Annotated in this window: 21 protein-coding genes and 1 rRNA gene; 13 read left to right on the top strand and 9 right to left on the bottom strand. The window is 69.3% G+C overall.

Annotation, left to right across the window (positions count from 1 at the left end):
• The first annotated feature begins 146 nt into the window (after positions 1-146).
• Complete coding sequence (locus tag HUA74_RS35745; protein WP_174458153.1) at positions 147-2,219, top strand: BTAD domain-containing putative transcriptional regulator; 2,073 nt, start codon at positions 147-149, stop codon at positions 2,217-2,219.
• A 14-nt stretch (positions 2,220-2,233) separates the two neighbouring features.
• Here HUA74_RS35745 and HUA74_RS35740 read toward each other — a convergent pair whose 3' ends face one another.
• Positions 2,234-3,169, bottom strand: coding sequence for a LysR substrate-binding domain-containing protein (locus HUA74_RS35740; protein WP_174458152.1), 936 nt, complete (start codon positions 3,167-3,169; stop codon positions 2,234-2,236).
• Between the two features lie 102 nt (positions 3,170-3,271).
• Here HUA74_RS35740 and HUA74_RS35735 point away from each other — a divergent pair, with 102 nt between their 5' ends.
• Positions 3,272-4,318 (top strand): NAD(P)-dependent alcohol dehydrogenase, encoded by a 1,047-nt coding sequence (locus HUA74_RS35735; protein WP_174458151.1) that lies wholly within the window; start codon positions 3,272-3,274, stop codon positions 4,316-4,318.
• A 141-nt stretch (positions 4,319-4,459) separates the two neighbouring features.
• Positions 4,460-4,750, top strand: a complete 291-nt coding sequence (locus HUA74_RS35730; RefSeq protein ID WP_174458150.1) for a FruA-associating protein, FapA — start codon at positions 4,460-4,462, stop codon at positions 4,748-4,750.
• A gap of 53 nt (positions 4,751-4,803) precedes the next feature.
• Here HUA74_RS35730 and HUA74_RS35725 read toward each other — a convergent pair whose 3' ends face one another.
• A complete protein-coding gene (locus tag HUA74_RS35725) occupies positions 4,804-6,030 on the bottom strand; it encodes an acyltransferase (RefSeq protein ID WP_174458149.1) in 1,227 nt (408 codons plus the stop codon).
• A gap of 148 nt (positions 6,031-6,178) precedes the next feature.
• Between HUA74_RS35725 and HUA74_RS35720 the strand changes: the two genes are divergently transcribed.
• Positions 6,179-6,796, top strand: coding sequence for an RNA polymerase sigma factor (locus HUA74_RS35720; RefSeq protein WP_174458148.1), 618 nt, complete (start codon positions 6,179-6,181; stop codon positions 6,794-6,796).
• Positions 6,793-7,284, top strand: coding sequence for an anti-sigma factor (locus tag HUA74_RS35715; protein WP_174458147.1), 492 nt, complete (start codon positions 6,793-6,795; stop codon positions 7,282-7,284). Before HUA74_RS35720 ends, HUA74_RS35715 begins: the two co-directional genes overlap by 4 nt.
• 12 nt (positions 7,285-7,296) lie before the next feature.
• Here HUA74_RS35715 and HUA74_RS35710 read toward each other — a convergent pair whose 3' ends face one another.
• Positions 7,297-9,072, bottom strand: coding sequence for a S8 family serine peptidase (locus tag HUA74_RS35710; protein ID WP_174458146.1), 1,776 nt, complete (start codon positions 9,070-9,072; stop codon positions 7,297-7,299).
• A 228-nt stretch (positions 9,073-9,300) separates the two neighbouring features.
• Positions 9,301-10,998, bottom strand: coding sequence for a glycerol-3-phosphate dehydrogenase (gene glpD / locus HUA74_RS35705; protein WP_174458145.1), 1,698 nt, complete (start codon positions 10,996-10,998; stop codon positions 9,301-9,303).
• A gap of 1,276 nt (positions 10,999-12,274) precedes the next feature.
• On the opposite strand from glpD, the gene HUA74_RS35700 reads away from it, so the two are divergent.
• From HUA74_RS35700 to HUA74_RS35690, 3 genes are read left to right on the top strand one after another with little or no spacing between them, the layout of a single operon-like run.
• Complete coding sequence (locus HUA74_RS35700; protein ID WP_254625415.1) at positions 12,275-14,590, top strand: TonB-dependent receptor; 2,316 nt, start codon at positions 12,275-12,277, stop codon at positions 14,588-14,590.
• The gene (locus HUA74_RS35695; protein ID WP_174458144.1) at positions 14,587-15,354 is read left to right on the top strand and encodes a hypothetical protein; all 768 of its coding nucleotides are present in this window, start codon (positions 14,587-14,589) and stop codon (positions 15,352-15,354) included. Before HUA74_RS35700 ends, HUA74_RS35695 begins: the two co-directional genes overlap by 4 nt.
• Positions 15,351-16,190, top strand: a complete 840-nt coding sequence (locus HUA74_RS35690; protein WP_141642768.1) for a hypothetical protein — start codon at positions 15,351-15,353, stop codon at positions 16,188-16,190. The genes HUA74_RS35695 and HUA74_RS35690 overlap by 4 nt, the downstream gene beginning before the upstream one ends.
• Before the next feature lie 82 nt (positions 16,191-16,272).
• Here HUA74_RS35690 and HUA74_RS35685 read toward each other — a convergent pair whose 3' ends face one another.
• A complete protein-coding gene (locus HUA74_RS35685; protein WP_174458143.1) occupies positions 16,273-16,485 on the bottom strand; it encodes a hypothetical protein in 213 nt (70 codons plus the stop codon).
• Positions 16,486-16,700: 215 nt separating this feature from the next.
• Here HUA74_RS35685 and HUA74_RS35680 point away from each other — a divergent pair, with 215 nt between their 5' ends.
• Complete coding sequence (locus tag HUA74_RS35680; RefSeq protein WP_141642766.1) at positions 16,701-17,123, top strand: hypothetical protein; 423 nt, start codon at positions 16,701-16,703, stop codon at positions 17,121-17,123.
• A gap of 24 nt (positions 17,124-17,147) precedes the next feature.
• On the opposite strand, the gene HUA74_RS35675 is transcribed toward HUA74_RS35680, so the two are convergent.
• Positions 17,148-19,091, bottom strand: coding sequence for an ATP-binding protein (locus HUA74_RS35675; protein ID WP_174458142.1), 1,944 nt, complete (start codon positions 19,089-19,091; stop codon positions 17,148-17,150).
• 265 nt (positions 19,092-19,356) lie between these two features.
• On the opposite strand from HUA74_RS35675, the gene HUA74_RS35670 reads away from it, so the two are divergent.
• Together HUA74_RS35670 and HUA74_RS35665 are read left to right on the top strand one after the other, a co-directional pair.
• The gene (locus HUA74_RS35670) at positions 19,357-19,701 is read left to right on the top strand and encodes a DUF2007 domain-containing protein (RefSeq protein ID WP_141642764.1); all 345 of its coding nucleotides are present in this window, start codon (positions 19,357-19,359) and stop codon (positions 19,699-19,701) included.
• A 131-nt stretch (positions 19,702-19,832) separates the two neighbouring features.
• Positions 19,833-20,735 carry a tetratricopeptide repeat protein gene (locus HUA74_RS35665; protein ID WP_174458141.1) on the top strand — a complete coding sequence of 301 codons (903 nt, stop codon included), beginning with the start codon at positions 19,833-19,835 and terminating at the stop codon, positions 20,733-20,735.
• Between the two features lie 22 nt (positions 20,736-20,757).
• On the opposite strand, the gene HUA74_RS35660 is transcribed toward HUA74_RS35665, so the two are convergent.
• The gene (locus HUA74_RS35660; protein WP_141642763.1) at positions 20,758-21,057 is read right to left on the bottom strand and encodes a hypothetical protein; all 300 of its coding nucleotides are present in this window, start codon (positions 21,055-21,057) and stop codon (positions 20,758-20,760) included.
• Positions 21,058-21,121: 64 nt separating this feature from the next.
• Between HUA74_RS35660 and HUA74_RS35655 the strand changes: the two genes are divergently transcribed.
• On the top strand, positions 21,122-21,322 hold the full coding sequence (locus HUA74_RS35655) for a SlyX family protein (RefSeq protein ID WP_174458140.1): 201 nt from the start codon (positions 21,122-21,124) through the stop codon (positions 21,320-21,322).
• 4 nt (positions 21,323-21,326) lie between these two features.
• On the opposite strand, the gene HUA74_RS35650 is transcribed toward HUA74_RS35655, so the two are convergent.
• Positions 21,327-21,773, bottom strand: coding sequence for a hypothetical protein (locus HUA74_RS35650; RefSeq protein WP_141642761.1), 447 nt, complete (start codon positions 21,771-21,773; stop codon positions 21,327-21,329).
• Positions 21,774-22,309: 536 nt separating this feature from the next.
• On the opposite strand from HUA74_RS35650, the gene HUA74_RS35645 reads away from it, so the two are divergent.
• The gene (locus HUA74_RS35645; protein WP_174458139.1) at positions 22,310-23,281 is read left to right on the top strand and encodes a quinone oxidoreductase; all 972 of its coding nucleotides are present in this window, start codon (positions 22,310-22,312) and stop codon (positions 23,279-23,281) included.
• Between the two features lie 164 nt (positions 23,282-23,445).
• Here HUA74_RS35645 and rrf read toward each other — a convergent pair.
• Positions 23,446-23,562, bottom strand: a 5S ribosomal RNA gene (gene rrf / locus HUA74_RS35640).
• Positions 23,563-23,565: the final 3 nt, after the last annotated feature.

Genomic DNA, 23,565 nt, shown 5'->3' with positions numbered 1-23,565 from the left:
GAGCTGCCGTGTCCTGGAAATTCGAGAGGGAAAGCAGGCGGTACCTCGGACCCTGCCTGGGGTCATCCCTACCCGTGAGGGAGCATCCGGTGCGACGTGTTACGTTACGCGAAACGCGCTCTCTCATTCTTGGAACTCCGGAGGCCATGGCAGGCGACGACGCGGTGAAGACGCAAGTCTTTCATCTGGAGCTGCTCGGCGAAGCGCGCCTGCGGCACGACGGCGCACACCTGCCCCTGGAGCGCCGCACCGCCGCGGTGCTGGCGTGGTTGGCATTGGAAGGCCCGCACCCGAAGTACCGTCTCGCGGGCCTGCTGTGGGCCGAGTCCAGCGAAGTCACCGCCCGAAACAACATGCGACAGCTCTTGCGCCGGCTGCGTCTGTCCACGGGCGCGGAGCTGGTGCAGGGCGGGGATGTCCTGTCGCTGGTGGAAGGCATCACCATTGACGCCTCTCAACTCCAGGCCCATGCCCTGGCCGGGCGCCACGCGCGTGTGCTGGAGCAGGAGGGCGTGCTGCTGGCCGCGCTGGAGTTCGACGACTGCCCGGAGTTCCAGGCGTGGCTGGAGAGCGCGCGGGAGCGGCTGGACAAGCTGCGCCGGCGGGCCGCGTCCGCGGAGTCGGAGGCCCGCGAGCGCGCGGGGGACCTGTCCGGCGCGCTCGTGCTGGCGGAGAAGCTGCTGGGCATGGACCCGTATTCGGAGGAGGCGTGGCGCAGGCTGATGCGGCTGCACTACGTGTCCGGAGACCGGATGGCCGCGCTCAACGCCTTCGAGCGCTGTCGTCGCCTGCTGCGCGAGGAGCTGGACACGCAGCCCCTGCCGCAGACGGTGGCGCTGGCGCGGGAAATCGAGCGGGGCCCCACCGCGTCCCACGCCCCGCGCGCGCTGGCGGCGAAGCTGCCCCTGTCCGTGCTGCGTCCGCCCGTGCTGGTGGGGCGCGAGCGGGAGTGGGCGCGGATGGAGGAGGCCTGGGCAGCGGGGCTGACCATCTTCCTCAGCGGCGAGCCCGGGGTGGGAAAGACGCGGCTGGCGCATGACTTCGCCGCCTCGCGAGGCAACCACCTCATCCTGGAGTCGCGCCCCGGAGAGATGCACGTGGCCTACTCCACGCACGTGCGGCTGTTGCGACAGATTCTGGCCCGGCGTCCGGACCCCAAGCTGGAGCCGTGGGTGCGCCGCGAGCTGGCGCGGCTGATGCCAGACCTGGCCGGCCCGGAGGGACTGCCTTCGCCCATGGTGGACGAGGCGGACCGCAGCCGCTTCCTGGAAGCCAACTGTCAGGTTGTCTACCAATTGTGCGCCGGGCTGGACGCCATCGTCGCGGATGACTTGCAGTACATGGACGCGGCCACCGCGGAGTTCGCCCTGCTCATGCTGTCGCGTCGCCACGACACGCAGCCGGGGGGCGCCTTCCCCCACTTCGTGGACACCTTCCGCAAGGGCGAGCTGTCCCCGGTGGCCGTCGCCTGCATCCAGCAACTGGTGGAGGCGGGGCTCGCCATCGTCATCGAGCTGGAGCCACTGCAGACGGACGCGGTGGGCTCGCTGCTGGGGAGCCTGGAGCTGGCGGGCGCGGAGAGCCTGACGGACAACGTGATGCGCTACACGGGCGGCAATCCCCTGTTCATCATGGAGGCGCTGCGCCACCTGCTGGAGTCGGGCGGGCTGGAGCGGGGCTGGCCCGAACACATCCACCCCTCCGGCCGGGGCCGGGACTTGATTCAACAGCGATTGGAGCGGCTGTCCCCCCAGGCGCTTCAAGTCGCCCGGCTGGCGGCGCTCGCGAAGACGTCCTTCGAGCTGGAGCTGGCCGTCGAAGTCCTGGAGATGACGCCGCTGACGCTCGCCGCGCACGTCTCCGAGCTGGAGGCGGCGCACATCCTGCGCGGAGAGCGCTTCACCCATGACCTGCTCTTCGAGGTGGTGCGGGAGACGATTCCCCCGTCGCTGATTCCCCTGCTCCATCGCAGGCTGGCCAGCGCGCTGGAGCAGCGCAAGGCCGCCCCCGTCGTCGTCGCGCAGCACTGGCTGGAGGGCAAGGAGCCGGAGCGCGCCGCGCCCTACCTCGTCGCCGCCGCCAACGCAGAGGCCTCCGCCTTCCGACACATGGAGGCCGCGCTGCTGTACTTCCGCGCCGCCACCGCGCTGGAGGAAGCCGGCGCCTTCGAGGAAGCCGCCCGTGTCAGGGCCCGCGCCCGGGGCATCCCCAGCGCCTGAGCTCCCCCGCCGGGCTAGCGGGTGCGCGAGGGACGCGACTCGGAAGCCCGCGGCTCCGAGGTCACCTCGCGCGCCACGTCCACGAAGGCGCGGAACGCGGGGGACACGTGGGAGCGGCTGGGGAAGTAGAGGAAGAAGCCATCCACGTGGGCCGCATAGGACTCCAGCGCGATGCGCAGCACGCCCCGCTTCACCCGGTCCGCAATTTCCGGCTCGAAGGCATACATCAAGCCCACCCCCGACTCGGCCAGCTCCATCAACGCGTGGTGGTTCGAGGTGACCAGCGGCCCCCGCACGGGGACGCGCCAGCTCCGCGCGCCGCGCTCCAGCTCCCATTGATAGAGCGCCCCGGTGGTGCCGGAGCGGATGCAAAGACAGTCATGCGTCAGCAGGTCGCGCGGCTTCTCTGGGACACCGCGGCGCTTGAAGTATGCGGGCGAGCCCACCACCACGAAGCGGAAGCCCTCCGACAGGCGCACCTGCACCATGTCCCGCTCCAGGGACTCGGAGAAGCGGATGCCGCCATCCAGCCCCTCGGAGACGATGTCCACCATGGAGTCCTCGACGCGCAGCTCCACCTCCACGCGGGGATGGCGGGCCAGGAAGCGCGTCAGCACCGGCGCGACGACGTGGCTCACGGACACGGTCGGCACGGTGAGCTTCACCAGCCCCGTCACCTCGCCGGGCTGGGCCGCCGCCACCTTCAGCGCCGCCAGCGCCTGGTCCACCGACGGACCCGCGCTCTCCATCAGCCGACGCCCCGACTCGGTGAGCGCCACGCTGCGGGTGGTGCGAGTCAGCAACGCCACGCCCAGTCGCGCCTCGAGCTGGCGGACGGACTGGCTCAACGAGGAGGAGGAAACGCCCAGGTCCGCCGCCGCCGCCGCGAAGCTGCGCCTGCGGGCCACGGCGAGGAATGCGTTCAGCGCGTTCAGCGGGGTGAAGGCCATTGCGAAGTTTTTCTACATGACGTGTCCTGATTCCACTGGTTTCGCGAATGGGGGGCCCCGCGCATATTCCATGCGTTCGCTCACCCCCATCAAGGACCTCCCATGATTCCCGTTCTCGGATACGCCGCCCAGGACGCCAAGTCCCCGCTGGCCCCCTTCAACTTCGAGCGCCGCGAGCCCGGCCCCGACGACGTCCAGTTCGACGTCCAGTACTGCGGCATCTGCCACTCCGACCTCCACCAGGCCCGCGACGAGTGGGGCGGCTCCATCTTCCCCATGGTCCCCGGCCACGAAATCATCGGCCGCGTCACGCGCGTCGGCGCCAACGTGAAGAAGTTCAAGGTCGGCGACTCCGTCGGCGTCGGCTGCATGGTCGACACCTGCCGCACCTGCCATGCTTGCAAGCAGGGCCTCCAGCAGTACTGCGAGCGCGGGCCGACCTACACGTACAACTCGCGGGAGCGCGAAAGCCAGCAGCCCACCCAGGGCGGCTATTCCAGCGCGCTCGTCGTCGACCAGGCCTACGTCCTGCGCGTCCCGGAGAACCTGGACCCGGCCGCCGCCGCGCCGCTCCTGTGCGCGGGCATCACCACCTGGTCTCCGTTGAAGCACTGGAACGTGAAGGCCGGTCAGCGCGTGGGCGTCGTCGGCCTGGGCGGACTGGGACACATGGGCGTGAAGTTCGCTCGGGCCTTCGGCGCGCACGTCATCGTCTTCAGCCACACCGACAAGAAGAAGCAGGACGCGCTGCGCCTGGGCGCCCATGAAGTCGTCGTCTCCTCCAACGAGGCGGAGATGAAGGCGCGCGAGGGCACGCTCGACTTCGTGCTCGACACCGTCTCCGCGCCCCACGACATCAACGCGTACCTGCGCCTGTTGCGCATCGACGGCAGCCTCGTCCTCGTCGGCGTCCCGGAGAAGCCGCTGCCCGTCCAGCCCTTCGCCCTCATCGGCCAGCGCCGCAACTTCTCCGGCTCCAGCATCGGCGGCATCCAGGAAACCCAGGACATGCTCGACTTCTGCGGTGAGCACGGCGTCGTCTCCGACGTGGAGGTGATTCCCATCCAGCAGGTGAATGACGCCTACACCCGGCTTCTCAAGGGTGACGTGAAATACCGGTTTGTCATCGACATGAAGAGCCTGAAGTAAAGCCTGACGCGGCGCACAGAATTCGCACCGTCCGGAAGTTTCCGCTCTGGATGGCTTCTGGGCGCCGTGTGCTCGCTACAAGACAGATACCTGCCCGAGCGGACAGGTGCCTGCTCGGCGCTCGGTTCACATTCTCAAACCATGACTACGACACTTGAGCATGCCGGTTACAACAAGATGACGGTGCTGTATCCCGAAGAGCATGAGCTGCTGACGCCTGGTCAGTCGCTGAAGGACCCCCACGCGGCGGCCAAGCTGCGGCTCCAGGCGAGCCTCTGGCTCAGCCGTGCGCAGCGCGAGCTGCATGACGCCATCTTCCTGCGAGACGGCTCCGACGAGAGCATGGACCGCTATTGCGGCGCCCGCGCGGAACTGGACTCCGCCGAGGCGTGGGCCCTGCTCGTCGCCAAGGCGCTCATCCAGCCGGACTGACGGCGCGCACGACGGCGCGCGGGACGCAATGACTCCCGCGCGCGACTTCCGCTTCAGCTCGCGGCGCCCGGAGTGCTGCTCGGGGCCGGAGTCGGGGCCGGAGCCGGACGCTCGCTGTACGGGAAGTAGTCCTTGAGCTTGAGGAAGTGCTTCTCGAAGAGGTTCCAGCTCACCAGGGCGATTCCCAGCGAGAGCGACGCGGCCACGACGTAGAAGAGCAGCTGCATGGGGAAGTCGGAGCCTCCCACTTCCTTCAGCGGCGTCTTCAACACGGTGCGCCGGAGGATGGCATCCAGCGGCGAGTGCACCAGATAGATGGCATAGCTGTACTTGCCGTACATCAGGAGCACGCGGTTGGAGAAGAAGCGGTGCAGGAGCGTGCCCGGCTTCGCGGCCACCACGCGGTACACCAGCACCGTGTAGAGGATGCCCACCGCCGTGTAGCCGCCGGTGCGCAGCACCGTCTTGAAGGCCGGGCCCACCGGCAGCACAATCACCGCCGCGACAATGGGCAATGCCAGCCATGGCGCCCAGCGCATCCACGGGAAGGCGGACAGCCCCTTGCCCTCCGGCTGTCGCAGCGCCAGCGACAACAGCGCCCCCAGCGCGAGCGAATCCACGCGGCAGAACGTCACCACGTAGGTGCTCTCCTCGCTGGCACCGTACAGCGTGAGGCCCACTCGCACCGCCACCGCCATGGCGATGGTGCCAAGACACAGGCGGATGGCGCCCTTGTAGGAGACGGCGGCGATGAGGAAGGGCCAGACGATGTAGAACTGCTCTTCAATCGCCAGCGACCACACCACGCCCAGGATGGGGTGCGTGGTGTCGATGAAGAGTTGATAGAAGTTGGAGAAGTAGAGCAGGTACCAGACGGCGCCGTCCGTGGTGATGCGCTCGTCCAGGTTCAGCCGCCCCGCCAGCGACGGCAGGACGAGGAACGAGACGGCCAGCGCCGCGTAATACAGCGGGAAGATGCGCAGCACGCGGCGCGCATAGAAGTTGCGGAAGTAATACGTCTGCCCCTTCGCCTCCCACAGGATGCCGGTGATGAGGAAGCCGGAGAGGACGAAGAACAGGTCCACGCCCGTCCAGCCCGCACCGGCCAGCCACCAGATGGCACGCCCCGCGACGCTCTGGTCGCTCAAGTGCGTGGTGTGGAAGAAGACGACCAGCAGGACCGCGAGGCCCCGCACACCGTCGAGCACGGGCAGATGCCCATGCAGACGCGGAGCGTGCGCCGCCGGAGCCGCGTCCGGGCGGGCGTAATCGGAAGACATGGGATTCTCATACCAACAACGCCAGTTCCCCAACAAGGTTGGCTCCCGGCCCTCGGGAGAAGACCAGGCGGGCACGCGTGACACCCTGTCGAATCCAGATTCGACAGGGCCGCTGAAACTCCCGGGCGACTCGTGACACCGTGGAGCCGTGGCTCTTCTCTCCGCGGTGAAGATGGTCCTGGTGGGTGCGCCTCCATCCGACACGGATGGGGAGCGAGGCCTGCTGCGCCGGGCGCGCACGGGAGACCCCGCTGCCTTCCGCACGATTTTCGAGCGGCACTCCCCGGGCGTCTGGCGTTTCTTGAGAGACCTCCTGCGCGACGAGTCCGCCGCGGACGAGGCCACCCAGGAGACCTTCGTGCGCGCCCATGCGCGGCTGAGCGCGCTGCGCGACGAGGACCGGGTGGGCTCGTGGCTTCTAGGCATCGCCCGGCATGTCTATCTGGAGTCCCGTCGCACCCGGGGGGTCCACGTGGACGTGGCGGACGAGGAGCACGCCCACCAGGTGGAGGCGGTGCTGCCCACGCCGTCGCCGGAGGACCTCTTGTTGGACCAGGAGCTGGCGGGGCTTTTGACGGAGGCCCTGGGGATGTTGCACGCGGAGCGGCGGGCGGCGCTGCTGCTGCGCATCGACCACGGGCTTGCTTATGAGGAGATTGCCTCGGTGATGGGCTGGTCGCTGCCGAAGGTGAAGAACGAAATCCACCGCGCGCGCCTGCGCCTGCGCGAGCAACTGGCGGCGCACGTCGGAGGAGGACGCCCATGAGCACGTGCCGCGAGAGCGAGCTGGACGCGCTGCTGGCAGGAGAGCTGGCACCGGAGGACGCCGCGCGGGTGCGCGCGCACGCGGAAGGCTGCGCGGCCTGCAAACACGCGCTGGCGTGGCAGCGACTGGAGCGAGGGTGGATGGCCCAGCGCGCGCGCCGCGAGCCCGCCCGGCCCGCGCTGAGCTTCGCCGTGCTGGAGGCCCGACTCGCCCACGAGCCCCAGGCGCCCGTGCGTCACGCGCGGCGCGAGGGACAGTGGCGACACTGGGGGAAGATGGCGATGGCCGCCGCGGCGGCCGTGGCCTTCGTGGGCCTCAGCCTTCCTCGGGGCGGAACCGGAGTCGGCGGCACGACGGAGGAGCCGTGGAGCCGTGAGCTCATCGTCGCCACCGGCGTGGAGGCGTGCGAGGACGCCGCCGCCGCGCTGGAGGCTCGGGTGGGCGCGTGCCTCATCGCCTCACCCATGGTGGCCCTGCGCGGGGACTAAGCCCCGCGCGACTCACGGCGCGGGCGGGCAGCGCTGCTTCGCGAGTTCCACCGCGTCCCAGGCCTGCACCAGCCCATAGCCGAACTTCTGGTCCTTGCCGGTGTCGCCCAAATCGTGCGCGCTCTCCTCAAGCACCGCGCGCAACTGGACGTTGGTGAGCGCGGGGCACGCGCTCCACGCCAGCGCGGCGACGCCGGCCACGTGCGGGGTGGCCATGGACGTGCCCGACTGCCGCAGGTAGTCCAGGCCGGACACGTCCACCGTCACGTCCTGCCCCGCGAGTCCCTTGAGGGTGTTGGTGGAGGCGAGCGTGACGGCCGTCGTCGGCACCCAGTACTCGGCGGGGTCGGTGAGCGTGAAGCCCCCACCACCCTCGGTGGTGTTGTTGCCGATGATGATGGCCTTGGCGCCCGCGCGGATGGCGTTGCGCGCCTTCTCCTGGAACAGGATGCCACCTCCCCGGTCCACCAACGCCACGAACCCGTCGCAGGTGGCGCCCTGACCGCACGAGGACACGCGCTCGCCCAGGCCGCAGTACACCATCTTCCCCGTGTAGACGCCGACGGCGGTGTACTCCAGCGGCTCGGAAGCGTAGCGCGTCCCCGCGGCCTGGACGTCACCGTACGGCGCGCCGCCGACGATGGTCGCGCTCAGCACACCCACGCCCGGCCCCACCAGCGACACGAAGTCGCCGTACTGCGAGAAGGGCGCCCAGGCGCTGTTGGAGTCCACCGCGCCCACGGCAATCACCGTATCGTAGCCAGCCGGATAGGACGTCTCGTTGGTGCCTCGGTTGCCCGTGGCCGCGATGGCCAGCACGCCCGCTTCCTGCGCCTTCTCGAAGGCGAGCTTCTCCGCGTCCGAGTCGGCAACCGACCCGAGCGACAGCGAGGCGATGTTCGCGCCCTGCGACACGCACCAGTCTATCGCGGCGATGACGTTCGCCGTGTTGCCGTCACCGTTGACGTTCAGCACACGGGCGACGAGCAGCGACACGGTGGGCGCCACGCCCGCCACGCCGTTGGGCTCCTCACCGGGGCGCACGTGCGCGCCCGCGCCGAGCTGCGCGGCGATGGTGGCCGCCGTGTGCATGCCGTGACCGCCGCCCCACTGCAGCACGCCGTCCACCTTGCCCTGGTCCAGCGGCTCATCGTCTCCGTCGAGGAAGTCCTTGCCGCCGATGTACGCGGCCGCGAGCTCCGGGTGCCGGCTGTCCCAGCCGCTGTCGATGATGCAGACCTTGATATTCGTGCCCGACGGAGCGCCGACGTCCAGCTCACCGTCGCCGTTGGCATCCCAGACCTGGGGCGCCTGCACGGCCTTCAAGCCGTCGGTGTATTCACCGGTGGAGCCGCGCGTGTTGGGGGGCAGCGCGCCCTGCCACAGCGAGGGAGAGAGGCTCGGCATTCCAAACGCGTGCACCGGGCGGTTGAGCTCCACCCTCAGCACGTCCGGATTGTTGGCGAGCGCCGCGCGCGCCTCGGGCGTCACGTTCGCGGCGATGGTGTTGATGCGGGGGAAGCGGTGGCTGACGTGGGCCCCCACGCGTCGCGCGTCCTCGGCGAAGGCGTCGGTGCTCGCCATGGCGCTGGCGGACACCCGGGGGCGGAAGGTGATGAGCACCGACTCCGAGCCGTCCTCCGCGTCGAGCGACGACTGTGAGCGCGTGGGAAGCGACATCTCCTCGGTGCCGGGACAAACGTCCTCGGTCTCCACGGGAGGACGCTCTGGCACCTTGGTGCACGCCACCGCCCCACCGAGCAACCCGAGCCAGACCCAACGCTTCATCGTCGTTCTCCTTGCGCATCCCGGCCAGCGGACAGGTACGTCATCAGCGCCGGCGTGGATGCATCGGCCGGGGTGAACGGGAGCACATCGCGTCCCAGTCCCCGGGCGCAAGTTAAGCACGCTGGCCGTCCGGCCGCTCGCGGGCCTGTCAGGCGATAGACGTCTCTCTCACGGAGTGAGACACGCAGGCGTGAACCGGCGAACGCTGGGCGAGCGACTTCGACCGACTCAGGACTCGGCGCTGTCGACACCGAAGATACGCAGCGCGTCGGAGGCATACGTGTCGAGTTGCCGCTGGGTCTCCGCGGCATCCCACCCCAGGCGAGGTGCGATGACCTCGGCCGCCACCTGGGCGGCACCACGGCCCAGGTCCCGCGTCTCGAAGCCGACCTTGAGTCGGCGGATCAGCAGGTCGGAGAGCGAGTGGACGAACTCGTGGGTGACACCCCAGACGGCCTCGGCGGCGCGGTACGGCAGGCCCTCGGCGAGCGGCCGGGCCAGCGAGGCGTCTTCGCGGGTGAGGTCCCACACCCGGCGCCAGCGACTGCCATAGGCGCGCACCAGGTGGGTGGCGGTGGCGGCGTCGCCGATGGTCTCCCGCGCGGCGGCGAGCTCCGCGTCCATGCGGGGGATGTCTCCGCCGGGCAGCGGCAGCGTCTCGGTGGGCGACTTGCGACGAGGCTGCCCGAGCTGACGCTCCACGGCGTCCACGACATCGCGAGCCATGACGCGGTAGGTGGTGAGCTTTCCGCCGCTGATGGCGAGCACGCCGGTGGGGCTCACGTCGATGTGGTGCTCGCGGCTGGCGCTGCCCGGGTCGGCCTGGGTTCCATGGTAGCCGGTGGCGGAGAGGGGACGAATGCCGGCCCAGGCGCTGACGACATCGGCGCGGGTGAGGTGGGCTTCGGGGAAGAAGGCGTTCGCGGACTCGAGGAGGTACGCGACATCGGTCTCACTGGCGCGCACCTCGGCCGGGTGGGCGCGCGTGGACGTCTCCGTGGTGCCGATGATGGTGAAGACGTCGGCGGGCAGCACGAACATGACGCGGCCGTCCTTGGGGGACAGCAGCGTGAGGGCATCATGGTTGCCCAGCCGCTCGCGAGGGACGGAGATGTGGACACCCTTGCTGCCGCGCACCGCGTGCACGTTGCCGCCGGAGGCATCGAGCTTGCGAATCTCATCGCTCCACGGGCCGGTGGCGTTGACGATGGCGCGAGCGCGCACCGTGAGTTCCTGGCCCGTGAGGTGGTCCACCACCACGGCGCCTCGGGCGTGGCCGTCCACGACGGTGAGGCGCTGCACGGAGGCGTGATTGAGGACGACGGCGCCGGACTCGGAGGCGCCCAGGGCGTTGGCCAGGGTGAGACGAGCGTCATCGGTGGCGGCGTCGTAGTAGCGGGCGCCGCCCTTGAGTTCGTCGGTGCGAAGGGCGGGCTCGGCGGCGTGGAGCTGCTCGCGGTTGAGTCGCTTGTAGCCCTTCACGTTCCGGAAGAGGGAGAGGGCGTCGTAGAGCATGAGGCCCGCGTTGAGCTTCCAGCGAGGCACGCGGGCGCCGGCATAGACGGGCCAGACGAAGGCGAGCGGGCGGACCAGGTGCGGTGCGAGCTTGAGCAGGCGCTGGCGCTCGATGCTGGACTCGAAGACGAGGCCCAGGTGGCCGTGCTCCAGGTAGCGCAGGCCTCCGTGGATGAGTCGGGACGAGCGACTCGAGGTGCCGCTGGCGAAGTCCTCGCGCTCGACGAGCGCCACCTTGAGGCCGCGCAGGACGGCATCGCGCGCGGTGCCGGCACCGGTGACGCCACCTCCGATGACGAGGACATCGAACTCCTCGGTGGCCAGGGACTTCAGCCGCTCGGAGCGAGGCTTCGTCGGTGGGATGACCCCTTCGGTGGACTGCTGGCGAAGCGCCGCGGATTCAGAACGCACACGCGGATTGTAATAACGGTCCGCCCCCGGTGACACGGGAATCAATGCGGCGCGTCAAGCGGACCACAGCACCCACATCCGCGAGGGAGGAATGGTGGACAACCTCCTGGGTGGAGTGACGCGGTGGAGGCGGAAGGCTCGTCCTGGAGGGGGGCGGGGCCGAGGGAGCCCACGGACCGTGGCGCCGACCCCGCGCGGGCACACCTGAGCCCGGAGGCCCCTGCCCTCACCCACGGGTGTTGTGAGCGCACGACGACGCGCCAGACATCCGGACGACGGGCCCTGTCCGTATAGCACGCCGACATGGGTATCTCACCGCGCGTCACACACCGGGAACGCCGCACCCGGACGAGGACAGTGAAACAGCGTCGTCCCGCGCGGGTCATCGACGTCGGTCCGTCGGCGCGGGAGACAGAGACACGTTCCACGGCATCGCTGATGGCGCCAGCGTCGTCATCGGCATCGCGACAACCACGGAAGCGACCTGTCGATGCCAGCGTGTGTAGTGCTCGTTCACGCGAGCAATCCTGCATGTCATTCATTGTGCTGAATGGCGGGCATCACGTCGGTCGCTGCCTTGCGTGCATGGAGGAAGCCGGGTAGGAGGCGGCCACCGTCCTCTCCACCCGCTGACCGAGCCTTGCTGAATCCCCACGACCGACGAGACCTCGCGAGCCTGGGCCTGATGGTCCTGGTGTACGGGCTTGCCGTCGCGCCGGTGTTGCATGCGGTGGTGGGTCATGCGGGAGGACTGGGAGGGGCAGCGCATGTCCACGCCCATGGCGACAAGGCCCACTCGCACGGAGCCCGAGCCGAAGCGTCGCCCCTGTCGCCGGAGAGGCCACGGGAGACCGACGGTCATCGGCGTGAGGGTCACGGTCAGGATGGACACAAGCACCTGACAGGCTCGGTGGAGCACCTGAGCGCGGTGGCGACGACGTGGGCCATGGTCCATGTGCCCGCCGTGCGCTGGGTCTCGTGGGTGACCGAAGTCGCGCGTGGGCCAGCTGTCGCGCCCGGAGCGTCGCCGCGACCGACGGCGATGCCACAAGGCCCGTAGTCCGGGGTCGGCGAATCATCCCCCGAATCCTTCGAGCGTGAGCCCGGTGCTCTCGTGCACGTCGTGCGCGAGGTGAGCACGGGGTGGTTCACGTGTTCTCGCACATTGCTTCCCGTCTCCACGACGGCGGGCTGTCACGACGATGAGCCAGCGGTGTCACGCGAGGTCCGCGTGCACGAGGGCGCGGAGCGTGGCCGTCCAGCCGTGGGTGTCTCCATGTCCGTGCGTGTCCTGGCCGTATTGTCGACCCCACTCCTGGCGTTGTGCCTGCCCTGCGTCGCCATGGCGCAGGAGTCCTCCGTGCGCACGGAGGCTGCGTCCACCACCGAGCCCCTCCGTGTGACGAACACGGAAGCCACGCGTGAGCACGAAGCCTCCCGAGATGGGGGTACGGCCGACGGCAAGCAGGAGTCCGAGGCGTCGGGCAACGCCACGTCCGCGCCAACCTTCCCCGCGGATGAGCGTGAGGCGGCCCCTAACCCCCTCACGGCCTCGCAAGACGAAGCCAGCACTCCCCCCGCGAGCCAGGACACCGCCACCGCGGGCACACCCGAATCACCGTCAGCACCAGGCACCGTGGTCCGAGGCACCAGGACGGCGCGAAGCGCGTCGGAAGTCACCCTGGGCCGGGACATCCTCGACGCGGCACCCCGCAGCAGCGCCGTCGACCTGCTGCGCGCCATCCCGGGGCTCGTGGCCTCGCAACACAGTGGCGAGGGCAAGGCCCACCAGCTCTTCCTGCGCGGCTTCGATGCGCTGCACGGACAGGACGTGGAGCTGGATGTCGCGGGCCTGCCAGTCAACGAGGTGAGCCACATCCACGCGCTGGGCTACGCGGACCTCAACTTCGTCATCCCCGAGGTCGTCCAGTCCATCGAAGTCACCGAGGGCTCCTATCGCGCGTCACAGGGTGACTTCGCGGTCGCCGGCTCGGTGCGGATGGACCTGGGCGTGAAGGAGCAGGGCGTCCACTTCGCGGGCACGTTGGGCCAGTACCGCCAGCGTCGCCTCGTGGCCACGGTGCGCCCCGGAGACGACCCGGGAACCTTCGCCGCGGTGGAGCTCGGTGAGGGCAAGGGCTACGGCACACAGCGAGGCTACGGCCGGGCATCCCTGCTCGCGCAGGCGACGGCGCGACTCGGAGACGGGCTCACGGTACGAGCGCTCGGCGGCAGCTATGTCACGCGCTTCGACTCGCCCGGAGTGGTGCGCGAGGACGACCTGCTCACGGGCAACAGCGACTTCTTCTCCGCGTCCACGCCGCGCCAGGGAGGCACGGTGTCCCGCCACCAGTTGCTGCTCGGCGTGGACCTGCCCCGAGCAGGCAAGGGCCGCACGAAGCTGGAACTCTTCGGAATCATCTCGGACCTGCGCCTGCGCAACAACTTCACCGGCTACCGGGTGGACGACCGGGGTGACGGACTGGAGCAGACGAACGACGCCACGGTGCTCGGAGCACGAGCGGAGCACCGTCGAAGCGTGACGGCGTTCGGCCGCCCCGTGACATTGGAGCTGGGCCTGGGCGCGCGGCGAGACGGCGTGGAGCAATCGCAGCGTCGTTATCGCGAGTCGGACGGCACGTTCTTCTCCGACGAAATCGACGCGCGCTTCACGCAAACGAACGTCTGGGGCTGGGCGGAGGGAAGGATGGCGCTCGGTCGCTGGGCGCTGCGCCTGGGCGGTCGCGCGGACGCGCTGGGCGTGGAGGTCTTCGACGCGCTCGCGTTCCGGGACCCGCGTTTCTATGACGGGCAGGGATATTCGCGCAGTGCCTTCGGAGTGCACCTGGGCGCGAAGGCGGGCGTGGAGTACGCGCTGTCAGACGGCGCGGATGCGTGGAGGTTGTTCGCCAGCTATGGCGATGGCTTCCGTTCTCCGCAGGCGCGCAGCCTGTCCGAAGGTGAGCGGGCCCCCTTCGTCTCCGTGCACGGCGCGGAAGTGGGAGCGAGGAAGGACGGCGAGCGCTGGGCCGCGCAGCTCAGCGTCTTCGGCTCGCAGGTGGAGAACGACTTCTTCTTCGACCACACGGTGGGCACCACCGTGTACACAGGCGAGACGCTGCGCTCGGGAGTGACGGCGTCGCTCCAGGCGCGTCCTTTGCCCGGCATCGTCGCGGCGCTCAGTGGCACCGTGGCGCACGCCTACGTGACGGCGACGGACACGCTGCTGCCCTACTTCGCGCCGCTCGTCGCCAGGGCGGATATCGGCTGGGAGCGCCCGGTGGAGTGGCTCGGTGGAGAGGGCACCCTGTTCTCCATCGGCACGGGCCTGACGTTCCTCGGTCCGCGTCCCCTGCCCTTCGACGAGCGCAGCCAGGCGGTGTTCCTCGCGGACGCGGAGATGGGGCTGCGCCGGGGAGAGCTGGGCCTGCGGCTGGAGGTGAGGAACCTCCTCGACTCGCGCTGGAGGGATGGCGAGTTCGTCTACAGCTCGCGCTTCAACCCGAGCGCACCGGCCAGCCTCGTGCCGGCCAGACATTTCACCGCGGGGTCGCCTCGGATGGCCTCGCTCACCTTGGAGGTCCATCTATGAATCGCGGACGCATGCTGAAGAGCGCGGTGGCCATGGCCGCCGCGTCATCCCTGTCGTTCGGCTGTGGCAGCGAGGCGGAGCGCCGCGCGTTTCCCGTGGAGGTGACGGCCGCGACGCTGTCACAGGAGCCCAACGAGCGAGGGTGGCGAATCGTCCTCGACTCCGCGCACGTCTCCGTGGGTCCGGTGCGCTTCTTCGAGGGCCGCGTGTTGCTGTCGAGCCGCGCCACACCGCGCTTCGACTGGTACTCGCTCATCGGCGGGACGGCGCACGCGCATCCGGGCCACTACGTGCCGGGCGACGCGCTGGGCGAACTGCTGGAGACGCACACGGTGGACCTGCTCGGGGGTGTCAGCGTCATGGGCACGGCGAGCGCGGTGACGGGCGAGTACGGCTCGTTGGAGCTGACGCTCGCGACGCCCACGGACGCGCAGGGCGCCCTGAAGGGCCACGCGGTGCGAGTGGTCGGCACGGCGACGAACCCGGATGGAGGCCAGGTGCGTTTCGATGTGGACGCGGACCTGCCCAAGCCGGTGGCCGGAGTGCGCTTCGAGAAGTCCCTCGGGACGGAGATGGGCCGGGTGCGCATCTCCGTGGACCTGAGGAAGTGGATGGACCGCATCGACTTCGCCACCGCGACCGACCCGGACGCGGATGGCGTCTACACCTTCCCCGCCGACAGTCAGGCGCGCAACGCGCTGCTGCGGGGCGTGGAAGACACAACCGCCTACGTGGTGACGTGGGAAGAAGGAGCCGTGCAATGAAGAACTGGATGCTGGGGTTGTCGTGCCTGGGACTCGTCGCGTGCAGCGATGGCACGGGCAACGTGACGTTCACCACCTATGGCGAGGACTACATCGAGAAGGAGATTCCCGCCGCGGTGGGCGAGGAGGCGGGCTTCGTCGACGGCTGGACGGTGCGCTTCTCGAAGTTCGTCGTGGTGCTGAGCGAGGTGAAGGTGAAGACGCAGGACGACGTGGCCGCGCAGCAGACGCAGGCCCGCGTGTTCGACGTGCACAAGCCGGGACCGGTGGTGGTGGAGTCCTTCAAGGACCTGGACGCGCGCGAGTGGGACGACATCAGCTACGCGATTGCCCCGGTGGCGAGCGCCGTGGCGGGCAACGCGGACGCGCAGGACGTGGAGCGGATGAAGACGGAGGGCCTCAGCCTGCTCGTGGTGGGCACCGCGACGAAGGGTGGCGTGACGAAGCAGTTCGACTGGGGCTTCAAGACGAACACGCTCTACGAGCGCTGCGAGAGCCCGGAGCTGGGCGCGGGCGTGACGGTGCCCAAGGATGGCGAGGAGACGGTGCAGCTCACCATCCACGGCGACCACCTCTTCTTCGATGACCTCCAGTCGCCGGACGCGAAGATGCGCTTCGACGCGATGGCGGCGGCGGACAGGCTGGGCATCGCGGGTCCGGACGGTGTGGTGACGCTGGAGGAGCTGGCGACGGTGGACCTCACGGAGCTGCCGGCGGAGCAGTACGGCACGGGTGGCGCGGGCAACGTGCGCAACCTGCGCGACTTCGTCACGGCGTTGGTGCGCACCGCGGGCCACTTCCGTGGCGAGGGCGAGTGCTCGCCCAAGGCACGCTGAAGCAAGGCCACCGGGACACAGTGGCCCCCGTCGTTCCATCTCCGGTTCGCTGGTCCGGCCGGAGATGGGACGACTGATGCAATCAGTGATTGTTCTTCGACGGGTCGGGGCGTCCATTGCCGCCAGGCGTGCCGCCCGGAGTCGTGGACGGGGGGCTCTTGCTGCCCCCGTGGTTCGGGTTCATCTGGTTGGAGCGGTTGTCCTGCGCGGACTTCTGCGACGGGTTGTTGGGATTCTTCGTATCGGAGCGCTGGTCATTCGCGCTCGGCGTCTTGCCACTTCCCTTGTTGCCCATGGACGAGTCCTCCGGAGTCCCGAGCAGACAGTTGCTCGAGAGGGCCGCACCGTAGAGAGGGGCTCGCGAAGGGACACTCGAACGGCGGGCTCGCCACGCTGTCATGAAGCGTACGTCCGCGCGGTGGGTCCCCGGCGTTGCGGGCCTCCGTTCGTACGTGCGGGGATGGCGATGCGCGCCTGAGTGCCTACCTCCCTCCCACGGAGGTGATGGGCGTGAGAACGATGACCTATGAGCGCAGCGGCCGGACGAACACGGCGGCCCAGGCACTGAGGGTGGAAGGACTCAAGCACCTGTGGGTCCTGGAGCAGGGAGAGGTGATATCGGAGCGAGACCTCACTCCGCACGAGGCGCGAAGCCTGGCACCTCTTCTGGAGGAGGCGACTCGGCAGCCGGCGCCCGCGGTGCTCGTTCCCCAAGCGGGAGGGCCGGATGGCCTCGCGGTGACGCTCGCCTTCGAGGACGAAGAGTCACCCCGGGTCCGCCTGGCCACGGAGCGACTGCCCGCGCACGGAGCGGGGCCGCACTACGACGCCCTGCTCGGGGAGCTGGATGCGCTGCTGACGCGGGAGCTGCACGCCAGGGCGCCGCGACACGCGCACGCGGTGCTACCGCACCAGCTTCGTCAGGAAGAGTAGCCGAGGCCCGAGCACCGCCACTTCTCACGCGGAGGCGTCGACGGTGACGGCGCTCTCCAGGGGCAGCCGGACGATGAAGGTCGAGCCGGCGTTGGGTCGGCTCTCCACGCGAATGTCGCCGTGGAGGGCCTCGACAATCTGCCGGACAATCCAGAGGCCCAGGCCGAAGCCGCTGTAGTGGCGTTGGGACACGGCGCGCTCGAAGCGGTGGAAGATGCGCGACTGGTCCTCGAGCGCGATGCCGATGCCCTGGTCCTTCACGCTCAGCCGCGCGAAGTCTCCTTCCCGGGTGACGTGGACTTCCACGGGCCGTTGCGCGCCGTACTTGAAGGCATTGGAGAGCAGGTTGGTGATGACCTGCTCCACGCGCACCCGGTCCCAGGAGCCGACCAGGGGCTCGGCCACGACGAGTCGCACCGAGCACCGCGCGCCCGCCGCATCCTCCTGGACGCGGGAGACCAGGTCCTGCGTGAGCGAGGCCAGGTCCACCGGCTCGCGATGCAGGTCGAGCCGTCCCGCGCGGATGCGGGACACATCGAGCAACGTCGCGACGAGCTGATGCAGTTGAGCCACGGAGCGCAGCGTGGCGTCGACCCGACGGTGCACGAGCGAGACGGTGCCCTCGGCATCCACGGCGGGTGCCGCGCGAAGGAGGAACTGGAGCTGGAGCTGGACGGAGGTGATGGGTGTGCGCAGCTCGTGACTGGCGATGGAGAGGAACTCGTCACGGGCCTGGACGGCTTCGCGCAGGTCCCGAGCCAGGTCCTCCGCCGCGCGCCGAGCCACCACCAGCCCCGTGACTTCCACGGCCACGGCCATGACGCCCTGAATGACGCCGCGAGCATCGCGCCACGGTTGCCAGGTGAAGTCATGGAACCGCTGCTGTCGGGAGAGCGAGGGGGTGACGTAGGGCGAGGCGGACGCCAGGGGCACTTCGCGACCGGAGAAGGGCCTCCCTTCGCGATAGACCTCATCGAGGAGGCGCAGCATGCCCGGGTCCAGCGAGGGCTGGACGTCACGCAGCGGCTTGCCGATGGCGGCGCCATCGACATCCAGCAGGGCGCGAGCCTGGGGATTCACCAGCGCGCAGACATGGTCGGGGCCATGGAAGACGGCGATGGCGGTGGGGGCCTGGAGGAAGAGCGACTCCATGCGCTCGCGTTGAGCCTGGGCTTCGCCCAGCGCGGCATGCTCGCGCGCGAGCAACTGCGAGCGTTCGAGTTCGAGCTGCCGACGCGAGGTCGCATCGCGGAACATCCACACCGCGCCGAGGTCCTCACCGTCGCGCCCCTTGAGCGGTGCGATGCACTCCTCGATGGGGAGTTCTCCGCCGTCACGTCGCTTCAAGGCGCGCGGCCACTGGGACCACGACGCGGGCGTCGTCGGGTGGCGGATGGGGAACGAGCCGGATTCAGGTCGGGAGCGCAGCACCTTCGTCAGGGGGGCTCCGACAGCTTCTTCTTCTGGACACTGGAGCAGCTGCGCGGCGGCGGGATTGAGGTATCGCACGATGCCATTCGCATCCGTGGCCAGGACCGCGTCGCCCAGGCTCCGCAGCAGGCGAGCCTCCAGCACCTCGTGCGACGGAGCGGGCGCGCGTTCAAGCGAGGAAGACCCGATGGCGCCAGTCCCCATGGAGCGCCGCCGCGCCAGGAGGCCAACGAGTCCCCCCACGGCGAGGAACAGGGCGATCTCCAAGGCGACAGTGGCGACAGGGCTCGGGGAGGCGCTGGAGGCCACGGCGAACGAGCCCAACAGCGTCGCCAGCCAGGCGGGGCCCGCGCCACCGACGAGCGCCGCGACGAGGACCGCTGCGATGGAGCAGAGGACCCCCAGGGACGCGGGAAGAGGCCCCAGCACCCACGGCAGCGCCCAGGCGGAACCCGCGCAGAGCACGGCCACCCCGTGCCGAGCCCACACGGGGCGCGCGAGGGCGGCCAGTCGGAAATGGAGAGCGTGCGCACGCATCGGACGGCGTCTCGCTTCCTGGACAAAGGCTTCACACACCGGATGACAGGAGCGCAGGGAGACTCTCGAGGCGACAGCCTGTCGGCGCGGATCTTCACCTGGACTCGCGGTGAAAGGCAAACACGGGAGAACCGGGGGCGCGCGGGCCAGGTGACATGTGACAAAGCATGAACAATAAGCAGACGAGCGGGCAGCGGTGAGTGAAGGCACGAGCAGGAGGGAGGGTGTGGTTGCCGAGCGCCCCGCGTTCTGTGAAGAGAGAGACATGACGCGTGTGCAGTTTTCCGTGCACCGCACGGTGGGAGAGGCGCGGTTGCTGGCGGGAACGCTGGAAGCCGAGGGAATGTCCGTGGAGGTGCGCGGCGAAGCCCTCGTTCCACTGAGCGGGGAGATTCCGAGCGGGGAGACGTGGGTGGAGCTCTGGCTTCTTCCCGGCGACGTGGAGCAAGCGCGGGAAGTGGTGGCGGAGCTGAAGAAGGACGAAGAGGAAGCGTCGCGCACGGTGGAGTGCCCGGGCTGTCGGGAGGAGAACCCCGGCAACTTCGAGTTGTGCTGGAGCTGCGGGGTGGAGCTGCCCCGAGGGCTGCGGACCCGACTTCGCGCGGTGTGAGCGGCGACGCCTGCTCGGGGAGACGGGAAGTGCGAAGGACGGAAGCAGGGCAACAGGAGCCGCTGGACGCGCCTTCATCGCGCGCCGACGCGGCTGTCACCCACCCCGGGCGCCGACGAGGCCTGCGCGGCATGGTGATTGTGTGTGGAGTGGCGGTGCTGCTTCACCTCATCCCGCTCCTGTTGCCGAGGAACATGCCCGAGCAGGAGCTGGCCATCGCCCGGGTGACGCAGGGCGTGGAGGCGCGGGTGAAGCTGCTGCTTCCGCTGCGAGCGCATCCGAAGGCGACCGCCGCCGAGCTGCGGGAGGCCGCGGAGTTGCTGCTCGAAGGCGCGCCCGCCGAGGCCCGTGAGCTGGCCCAGGAGGCGGAGCGGCGGGAGCCGGCGGCGGTGGAGACACAGTTGTTGCTCGCGCGCATCTGCGACATGGAGCGGATGGAGCGCTGTGTGCGCGCCTCACTGGAGCGAGCGGTCCAGGTGGCACCTGGTGACGCGCGACCAGACATTCTCCGAGCGGAGCTGAAGGAGAAGAGTGGAGACGTGGTGGGAGCCAGCGAGGCGATGAAGGCCGCGTTTGGAAAGGCGCCCGCGGATCCGCTCATTGGCTTGCGGTATGTGCGACTGCTGCGCGCGGCCGAGCAGCCTTCGGAGGCGCTGTCCGTGCTGGAGGCGCTTCAAGGCAAGGTGCCCCGGGCGCGGTTGCTGGTGGAGCAAGGCCTGGTGCTGAGCGCGGACGGGAAGGACACGGAGGCGGTGGCGGTGTTCCGGAAGGCGACGCAGGAAGACCCCCGACTCTCGCTCGCGCAGTTCGAGCTGGGGCTGGCGTTGTTTCGCGTGGGGGAGCTGGATGCCGCGCAGGACGCGTTGAGGCAGGCGGACCGACTGGACCTGGGAAGCCCCAAGTCACTCGCGGCACTCTGCGCGCTTCAGCTCCAGGCGAGGCTCATTGAGGACGCGCGACTGACGCGAATGGACCTGGAGCGACGCTTCTCGGGGCGGATGGAGCTGATTCGACAGTCGTGCAGCATTCCCTGACCCGGGAGGGACTCCGGCATGTTCACCGAGGCTCGATTCCTCGAATCTGGCGAAGCATGCGGGCGGAGGCCTTGACCTCCGGGTCCACGGCGCCATCGACGCGTTCGGTGCGGACGACGGCCTGGAGGTAGGCGAGCGCCTCGTCGTCGCGCTGTTGCTGGAAGAGGAACTCTCCGAGCGCGAAGCGGGCCTGTGTCAGCAGGATGAGGTCGTCCGCGGCGACGGAGGCATCGATGGCATCGCTGAGCGCGGACTCGGCCAGCTCGGGTTGTCCTCGAGCGAGGAGCTCGCGAGCCCTCTGCAGGTGTTCCTGGACGTTCATGGCGAGACGGGAGCGTGGGACGAGGGGGGACGACGAGGGCTTCTCCGGGGTAAGGGTAGGCCCCATGGACGAGAAGCGCATCGCCGAGCTGGAGATTCGCTACATGCAGCAGCAGGAGACGCTGCAGGAACTGAGCGACGTGCTCTATCAGCAGCAGCGAGTCATCGAAGCGCTGCGAGTGGAGCTGGACATGCTGAAGAAGAAGCTGGAGGCGGAGCCCGGGCTGGTGGATGCCCGGCAGCACGAGCGTCCGCCCCACTACTGAGGGGTCAGAACTTGTAGCCCAGGCGCAGACCGATGACGGGGTCGGGTTCCAGGTAGCCCACCTCGACGCCGATGCTGGCCGCCTTGCCCTGGAGGCCGAAGCCGAAGGCCGCATGGGCTCGGAGCGCGTCTCCTCGGCCCATGACGATCCAAGGGCCCACGAGCCCCTCTACGTAGACCTTGGCGCTGGTGATGTTGGCGCGAATGACGAGGTCCAGGGGGATGCCCACGTCATTGCCATCCGTGATGAGTGCCGCGCCGAAGCGGGCTCCGACGGAGATCGGTCCGGTGATACGGCCTTCCACGCCGAGCAGGAAGCTGAAGGCCGCGCTCTGATCAATCCAATAGTCGGCTCCGAGCCCAAGGCGAACCGTGGCGGCTTCCGAGCTCATGGGCGTGACGAAGAATCCGGCCGCGAGCAGAACACCGAGCGAGGGACGAAGCAGCTTCATGCGGGAGGCTCCTCTGCGTGAAGGGGGCCACCACTCAAGCAAGCCACGTGGGGCGAGGCCAGCCACACGAGGCGTTCCCTCCTCTGTTCCGTCTCTTTTTCCGCCGCGTGCACCAACGACAGCGGAACACCGACAGCCTCAACGGACCTGAGCCGGTCCTCGCAAGAAGTACGAGGCTCGTTTCGCCCGATGAGGGCCTGGGGAGTGGGAAGCACGAGGCTCGTTTCGCCCGATGAGGGCCTGGGGAGAGGAAGCACGAGCCTCGTCTTGCCGCCCGAGGTGAGCCTGGGGAGAGGAAGCACGAGCCTCGTCTTGCCGCCCGAGGCGAGCCTGGGGAAACGGAAGCACGAGCCTCGTCTTGCCGCCCGAGGTGAGCCTGGGGGGAGGAAGCACGAGCCTCTTCTCCGCTGCCCGAGACGGGCCCGGGGAGACGAAGCACGAGCCGCGTCTCGTTCGAGGAGGTACTTGGAAGCGGCGAGTTCGAGCCGGCGGTGAGAGCAGCGGCATGAAACAAGGCGCGCCGTTAGAGGCTTCGCATGAAAGCCATTCGCTATCACGAGGTAGGGGGGCCGGAAGTGCTACGCCTGGACGAAGTACCCGAGCCAACTCCGGGTCCGGGCGAGGTCCGCATCCGGGTGAAGGCCGCGGGGGTGAACTTCGCGGACACGGAGCGGCGTCGCGGCCTGTATGACGCGACCTCGCCGTTGCCCAGGATCCTCGGAAGCGAAGCCGCCGGCATCGTGGACGGGGTGGGGCCAGGGGTCGATGCGAAGTGGGTGGGTCGCCGGGTGGTGGCCCTCGCGCCGCGCAGCTACGCGGAGTTCGCGACAACCACCGAAGAGGAGCTGCTCGAGCTTCCTGAACACGTCTCGTTCGAGGAGGCCGCGGGGCTGCTGGTCCAGGGGCTCACGGCCTGGCACCTGATACACACGTCGGCGCAGCTTCAGCAGGGCCAGCGGGTGTTGATTCACGCGGCGGCGGGAGGAGTTGGACTCCTGGCCATCCAGCTCGCGAAACAAGCAGGTGCGACAGTGCTCGGAACGGTCTCCAGCGAGGAGAAGGCAAAGCTCGCGCGCGAGTCCGGAGCCGATGAGGTTTTTGTCTACGGAGGGACCGCCTCAGTCGCTGAGTGGGTGCGCACCGTCACGCAAGGAGCTGGCGTGGAGGTGGTGCTGGACTCCGTGGGTGCCAGCACGTGGGCAAGCAGCCTGGAGTCGCTGGCGGCCTTCGGGCACCTGGTGGCGTACGGAAGCGCGAGCGGTCCCCCAGCGGCGGTGGAGGTGGAGACGCTGTACGCGAAGTCGCTGAAGGTCAGCGCGTACTGGCTGCGCACGCCACACCCGGCCGCGCTGCAGCGGCGGGCGCGCGAGGCGCTGGGAAGCGCACTGGCGGGAGGGCAGCTGCGCGTGAAGCTGGGGTTGGTGGTGGGGCTGGAGGAAGCCGCGCAAGCCCACCAGCGACTGGAGTCGCGCGCGACGGTGGGCAAGGTGGTGCTGCGAGTGCCCTGAAACCGCGCGTGCCGTCAGACCTCGGGGGTGGCCTCGGGCCGCAAGCCCGCGGGCGCCCTGGCGGCCGAAGCGGGCACGGGGCCCCTCGCGGCGTCGGAAACTCCAGACGCACAAAAGCGAGAAGCCCCCGTCGCACGAGGCGACGAGGGCTTCTCTTAAAAAGAATCCGGCAGCGACCTACTCTCCCACGCGGTTTCCCGCGGAGTACCATCGGCTCTGGAGGGCTTAACTTCCGTGTTCGGGATGGGAACGGGTGTGACCCCTCCGACATAGCCACCGGAAAA

Source organism: Myxococcus sp. CA051A, from assembly GCF_013336705.1.
Classification (GTDB): domain Bacteria; phylum Myxococcota; class Myxococcia; order Myxococcales; family Myxococcaceae; genus Myxococcus; species Myxococcus llanfairpwllgwyngyllgogerychwyrndrobwllllantysiliogogogochensis.
The sequence above is the reverse complement of the archived record's forward strand: the minus strand, read 5'-3'. Positions and strand labels throughout refer to the sequence as shown.

Bases quoted from the DNA above. Each gene is read 5' to 3' on its own strand.
- HUA74_RS35710 (WP_174458146.1), bottom strand. From the start codon at position 9,072: ATGAAGCGTTGGGTCTGGCTCGGGTTGCTCGGTGGGGCGGTGGCGTGC.
- HUA74_RS35740 (WP_174458152.1), bottom strand. From the start codon at position 3,169: ATGGCCTTCACCCCGCTGAACGCGCTGAACGCATTCCTCGCCGTGGCC.
- HUA74_RS35745 (WP_174458153.1), top strand. From the start codon at position 147: ATGGCAGGCGACGACGCGGTGAAGACGCAAGTCTTTCATCTGGAGCTG.
- HUA74_RS35690 (WP_141642768.1), top strand. From the start codon at position 15,351: ATGAAGAACTGGATGCTGGGGTTGTCGTGCCTGGGACTCGTCGCGTGC.
- HUA74_RS35685 (WP_174458143.1), bottom strand. From the start codon at position 16,485: ATGGGCAACAAGGGAAGTGGCAAGACGCCGAGCGCGAATGACCAGCGC.
- HUA74_RS35660 (WP_141642763.1), bottom strand. From the start codon at position 21,057: ATGAACGTCCAGGAACACCTGCAGAGGGCTCGCGAGCTCCTCGCTCGA.
- HUA74_RS35655 (WP_174458140.1), top strand. From the start codon at position 21,122: ATGGACGAGAAGCGCATCGCCGAGCTGGAGATTCGCTACATGCAGCAG.
- HUA74_RS35730 (WP_174458150.1), top strand. From the start codon at position 4,460: ATGACTACGACACTTGAGCATGCCGGTTACAACAAGATGACGGTGCTG.
- HUA74_RS35700 (WP_254625415.1), top strand. From the start codon at position 12,275: ATGTCCGTGCGTGTCCTGGCCGTATTGTCGACCCCACTCCTGGCGTTG.
- HUA74_RS35735 (WP_174458151.1), top strand. From the start codon at position 3,272: ATGATTCCCGTTCTCGGATACGCCGCCCAGGACGCCAAGTCCCCGCTG.
- HUA74_RS35670 (WP_141642764.1), top strand. From the start codon at position 19,357: ATGACGCGTGTGCAGTTTTCCGTGCACCGCACGGTGGGAGAGGCGCGG.
- HUA74_RS35725 (WP_174458149.1), bottom strand. From the start codon at position 6,030: ATGTCTTCCGATTACGCCCGCCCGGACGCGGCTCCGGCGGCGCACGCT.
- HUA74_RS35665 (WP_174458141.1), top strand. From the start codon at position 19,833: ATGGTGATTGTGTGTGGAGTGGCGGTGCTGCTTCACCTCATCCCGCTC.
- HUA74_RS35645 (WP_174458139.1), top strand. From the start codon at position 22,310: ATGAAAGCCATTCGCTATCACGAGGTAGGGGGGCCGGAAGTGCTACGC.
- HUA74_RS35715 (WP_174458147.1), top strand. From the start codon at position 6,793: ATGAGCACGTGCCGCGAGAGCGAGCTGGACGCGCTGCTGGCAGGAGAG.
- HUA74_RS35650 (WP_141642761.1), bottom strand. From the start codon at position 21,773: ATGAAGCTGCTTCGTCCCTCGCTCGGTGTTCTGCTCGCGGCCGGATTC.
- HUA74_RS35675 (WP_174458142.1), bottom strand. From the start codon at position 19,091: ATGCGTGCGCACGCTCTCCATTTCCGACTGGCCGCCCTCGCGCGCCCC.
- HUA74_RS35695 (WP_174458144.1), top strand. From the start codon at position 14,587: ATGAATCGCGGACGCATGCTGAAGAGCGCGGTGGCCATGGCCGCCGCG.